This window comes from Sphingomonas sp. (genome assembly GCF_035758555.1).
In the GTDB taxonomy this organism is placed as follows: domain Bacteria; phylum Pseudomonadota; class Alphaproteobacteria; order Sphingomonadales; family Sphingomonadaceae; genus Sphingomonas_B.
In genome coordinates, this window is sequence record NZ_DASTXI010000173.1 from 1 (window position 1) to 4,417 (window position 4,417).

Here is a 4,417-nt window from a genome sequence, read left to right on the forward strand (position 1 = left end):
AACAGCTCGCGATAGGGCGCGACGCTGTCCTCCATCACATGGAGATCGCCGATCGCGGCCACCCGCAGCTTGCCGTCATTCTGCGGTGGCATATTGCTCTTCGAGATTGCCGACCGCGTCGGAGAAGCCCCATTCGTCGACATCCACGGCATAGTCGCGCGGCGAGAAAATCCGGCCGCGGCACACGCGTTTGCCCGGGCCCTTCACCTCTGTCTGGTCGCGAAGCCGCTCCAGCAGCTCCTCCATCAGCCATCGCGGCACGCAGTGGCGTTCGCTCGGATAGACGAAGCGGAAGTTCAAAAGCGCGATCAGCAGCACCTCCCAGTAAAGCTCCATGTGGCTGAGAAGCTGGCGCCAGTCGATCGCATCGTGGCGCTTCAGGATCATGTGCGCGACGTCGGCCATGTCGTAGCGGTGGTGGTCCTGGACGAAGATCTTGGACCAGATGAACTGCGTCGGCGGGACCAGCTTGACCGTCGCTCCGAACAGCTTGCTCTCTGGCGCACCGACGAACCAGTCGTCGGTGACGTGCGTGGTCACCGTCGGCATGTTGGTGATGATGTCGACGAACAGCTCGCCGCGCGTCACGCGGTAGAGCCAGCGCTCGTCGACGATCTCGACGTCGAAGCCGTGCTCCTTGATGTAATGGAGCATCTTCAGCGCGTCGCCCGCCTTGGCGAACACGTCGACATCCTTGGTGGGGCGGTCGATGCCGGTGTAGCTCGCGAGCGCATAGGTGCCCGAGACGAGGAACGGGATTCCGGACTTGGCCATCAGGCTCAGCACTTCGGAATAGAAGGCCTCGGCCTCCGGCGACGGCTGGAGCAGCGACTTGGCGGGCCTGGGTTCGACATCGGCTTCCATGCGCCGCCTCAACGGGAGGCGGGAAGGGCGGTTCCGTGCCGCCGGCGCGACCCGCCATCGCCCTAACTATCGATAAATGTCGCGGCGCCCGTGGCTCGCGTAAAATGCGCGCATCCGAGTTCCCCTCGGATAACCCGGGAAGGCCCGTCCCGCGCACGCAGGACGGGCCTTCTTTCATCCGTCTTCGCGATCGCAGTTGCGCGTGTTAGCTCTCTTCATTGGAGGAGAGCGCATGAAACTTCGCCTGCTCGCGGCCGTGGCCGCATTCGTCCTGGCGTCGCCACTTCCGGCCGCACCGGTGCTCGCGCCTCCGCCGCTGAAGCTCGGCGCCGAGGTGCAGGCGTTCGTCAGCGTGCCGGCGGGGCGAACGGCGCTGACTCATGTGCGGGTGATCGACGGCACCGGCGCGGCCGCAATGGAAGACCGGACGATCCTCATCGATGGTGCAAAGATCGCGGCGGTGCAGCCGGCGTCCGCGGCGATTCCCGCGGGCTATCGCACCATCGACCTCACCGGCGCGAGCGTGATCCCCGGCATCGTCGGGATGCACAACCACATGTTCTACATCGCGCGGCCGAACCTCGACGCCTCCGGCCATTCGGACGATCCACTGGTGGTCCCGCAAATGACCTTCAGCGCGCCGCGGCTCTATCTCGCCAACGGCGTCACCACGATGCGCACGACCGGCAGCGTCGAGCCATACGCCGACCTCAACGTGAAATCCGAAATTGACGCAGGCCGGCTGGTCGGTCCGCACATGGACGTGACCGGGCCCTATCTGGAAGGGCCGGACAGCCCGTTCATCCAGATGCACCAGCTGCGCAATGCGGACGACGCGCGGCGGACCGTCGCCTTCTGGGCCGACCAGGGCGTCACCTCCTTCAAGGCCTACATGAACATCACTCGCGCGGAGCTCAAAGCCGCGATCGAGGAGGCGCACCGCCGGCACCTCAAGATCACGGGCCACCTGTGCTCGGTGACCTATCCCGAGGCGGCGGCGCTCGGCATCGACGATCTCGAGCACGGCTTCTTCGTCAACACGCAGCTCGATCCGGGAAAGAAGCCCGATGTCTGCCCGGACTCGGGCGGCACTCCGACGCTGCTGGCGATGACGCCGGGCAGTCCGGAAGCGAATGCGCTGATCAAGCTGCTGGTCGACCGCCATGTCGCGGTCACGTCCACGCTTCCCGTGTTCGCCCAGAGCCTCGCTTTGCACGAGCCCCTCAATCCGAAGGCGATGGCGGTGCTGACGCCCGAAGCGAAGGAATCCTACCTCTACCTGCGTAACCTCGCGGCGACCCGCGGGGCGACTCCGCGCGGGCAGAAATTCGCCGAGGCCTACAAGAACGATCTCGGGCTCGAGCGGCAGTTCGTCGCCGCGGACGGACTGCTGCTCGCAGGGCCCGACCCGACCGGCAACGGCGGGGTAATCCCCGGCTTCGGCGACCAGCGCGAGCTCGAGCTGCTGGTCGAAGCCGGCTTCAGTCCGCTCGAGGCGATCCGCATCGCCACCCTCAACGGCGCGACCTATCTCGGCTTGGCCGACCGCATCGGCTCGATCGCAGCGGGCAAGAACGCCGATTTGGTCGTCATCCGCGGCAACCCTGCCGCCGACATAAACGACGTCGAGAAGGTCGAGACCGTGTTCAAGGACGGCGTCGGCTACGACAGCGCCAAGCTGCTGGAGTCGGTGCGGGGCCGCTACGGCGAATACTAGCGGCGGCGCGCGCTACCGCAGGCCGCGACGGCTCCTGAGCTGAGGCAATATCGGTCGAGATCGCTGGGCGCGAACACCGGACCCGCGAAATTCTTTTTCACGCCGCTGACGTACGCCGCCCGGTCAGCATCGTCGGCAGGATCATAATGATAAAGAATCACGGCCTTGACGCCGGCTGTCGCCGCAATCTGCCCGATTTGCAGTGTGTCGAGATGTTCGTTGACGAAATGATCGCGGAAGCGCTTCGTCATCACCGGCGACCAATGGTTCCGCGCGGCCCGGGCGCCGATCGACTGATCGAGATCCTCGGAATCGCGGTATGAAGCTTCTGTGATCAGCACGTCCGCGCCTTTCGCAATTTCGCCGATGGAGCCGCTTGGGCCGGTGTCGCCGCTGAAGACGATCACGCCGTCCGGCGTTTCGACGCGATAGGAGTAAGTCTTGAAGCGCGGGCGCGCGAGGGCCGGGATCATCGCATAATGGGAATTCTCCGCCGCGGTGACCCGGATATTGCCGTCCTCGAAGACGAGGCCGCCATGGTCGATTTCATGCGTCACGAAAGGACTGAGGAAGCTGCCGCCGCGCATCCGGTAGGCTGTGGGAGGCGCCGCGGCGAACGGCCGGAATCCGACCGAGACGAAGTGGAACGCCGCATCGACGAGCTCCTTCGTCTGCGGCGGTCCGTATATCTCGAAGGGGCCCGCCGCGCCGGTTCCGCCGCCGTCGAAGAAATCGTTCGCCATGACGTCGGCGAGGCCCATGTCATGGTCGGCGTGAAGGTGGGTGAAGAATATGGTCTTGATCCGGCTCGACTCGACTCCCGCCTCGATCAGGCGGCGCGCGGTGCCGATGCCGCAATCGATCAGATATTCGCGGCCGTTGACGATCAGCAGCGTGGACGGCTCCGAGCGGTCGAACCGCAGGGGCGGTCCGCCGGCCGTGCCGAGAAACAGGATTTGCGTGCGCGCGGTCGTCGCCGCTGGCGCAGCTGTCAGCGCAGAAGCGGCGCTGAGTGCGGCGAACGCAAGTGCGCAACGGCTGACGGCCTGCCCCCACATGCGCGCCATTTTACTGCCGGGCCGCGAGCGCAACAACGTCTATCGGCGCGCGCGCTTGTAGAGCTTTACCACCTCGTCGACCGGCAGCGCGTCGATGTGGCGGCCGTTGCCGTCCATCGGGGTTGCCGCGAACATCGAATTGATCGCGGCTTCTTCCGCCGCTTCGACCGCGGCCTCGAACAGCGGGGACATCTGGTCGTTCGGCATGTCGATGATCGGGCTCGGCTTTGCACGCCGCTCCGGAGTGCGGCGAACGTCGAGGTTGGTCGAAAAAGCGATCGCATATTCGCCCGAGCCGTTGGTCATCGGCGAACCGGTCCGGGCGATCCCCAGAAGCCCGCGATGCGCGAGCCGCTTGAGATTGCGGTCGCTGAGCGGCGCGTCGGTCGCCACGACGACGATGCACGAGCCGTCGCCGCTCGTCTTGGATAGCTCGTCCTTCAGCATATATTGGCCGAGCGCCTGCCCGACCGGCACGCCGGCGACCTGCAGCACGCCGCCGTAATTGGTCTGCACCAGGACGCCGACAGTCCAGCCTCCGAGGCTCGCCGGAAGCTTGCGCGAGCTGGTGCCGATCCCGCCCTTCCAGCTGAAGGCGATTGTGCCCGTGCCCGCGCCGACCGCGCCTTCCTGCACCGGCCCGTCGCGCGCCTGCTCGATCGCCGCGACGGCGTCCGCGGGCCTGACCCGCCGCGCGCGAATGTCGTTGAGCGTGCCGTCGTTGGTCTCGCCGACCACCGCGTTGACCGAGCGCACCTGCTCGTTTCCCGGCTGCTTC

Annotated in this window: 4 protein-coding genes; 1 reads left to right on the forward strand and 3 read right to left on the reverse strand. The window is 66.1% G+C overall.

The annotated features are described in order from the left end of the window. Positions 1-75: 75 nt before the first annotated feature. On the reverse strand, positions 76-864 hold the full coding sequence (locus tag VFT73_RS10120) for a nucleotidyltransferase (RefSeq protein WP_326410563.1): 789 nt from the start codon (positions 862-864) through the stop codon (positions 76-78). A 232-nt stretch (positions 865-1,096) separates the two neighbouring features. On the opposite strand from VFT73_RS10120, the gene VFT73_RS10125 reads away from it, so the two are divergent. Next, a complete protein-coding gene (locus VFT73_RS10125; protein WP_326410565.1) occupies positions 1,097-2,581 on the forward strand; it encodes an amidohydrolase family protein in 1,485 nt (494 codons plus the stop codon). On the opposite strand, the gene VFT73_RS10130 is transcribed toward VFT73_RS10125, so the two are convergent. Together VFT73_RS10130 and VFT73_RS10135 are read right to left on the reverse strand one after the other, a co-directional pair. After that, entirely contained in the window at positions 2,578-3,639 is a 1,062-nt protein-coding gene (locus tag VFT73_RS10130) for an MBL fold metallo-hydrolase (RefSeq protein ID WP_326410567.1), read from the reverse strand. The two genes, VFT73_RS10125 and VFT73_RS10130, sit on opposite strands and share 4 nt — an antisense overlap. A gap of 39 nt (positions 3,640-3,678) precedes the next feature. Next, positions 3,679-4,417 (reverse strand): P1 family peptidase (locus tag VFT73_RS10135; protein ID WP_326410569.1); only part of this gene is annotated, 739 nt, incomplete at its 5' end.

Coding starts and splice junctions, on each gene's coding strand:
- VFT73_RS10120 (WP_326410563.1), bottom strand. CDS start 864: ATGGAAGCCGATGTCGAACCCAGGCCCGCCAAGTCGCTGCTCCAGCCG.
- VFT73_RS10125 (WP_326410565.1), top strand. CDS start 1,097: ATGAAACTTCGCCTGCTCGCGGCCGTGGCCGCATTCGTCCTGGCGTCG.
- VFT73_RS10130 (WP_326410567.1), bottom strand. CDS start 3,639: ATGTGGGGGCAGGCCGTCAGCCGTTGCGCACTTGCGTTCGCCGCACTC.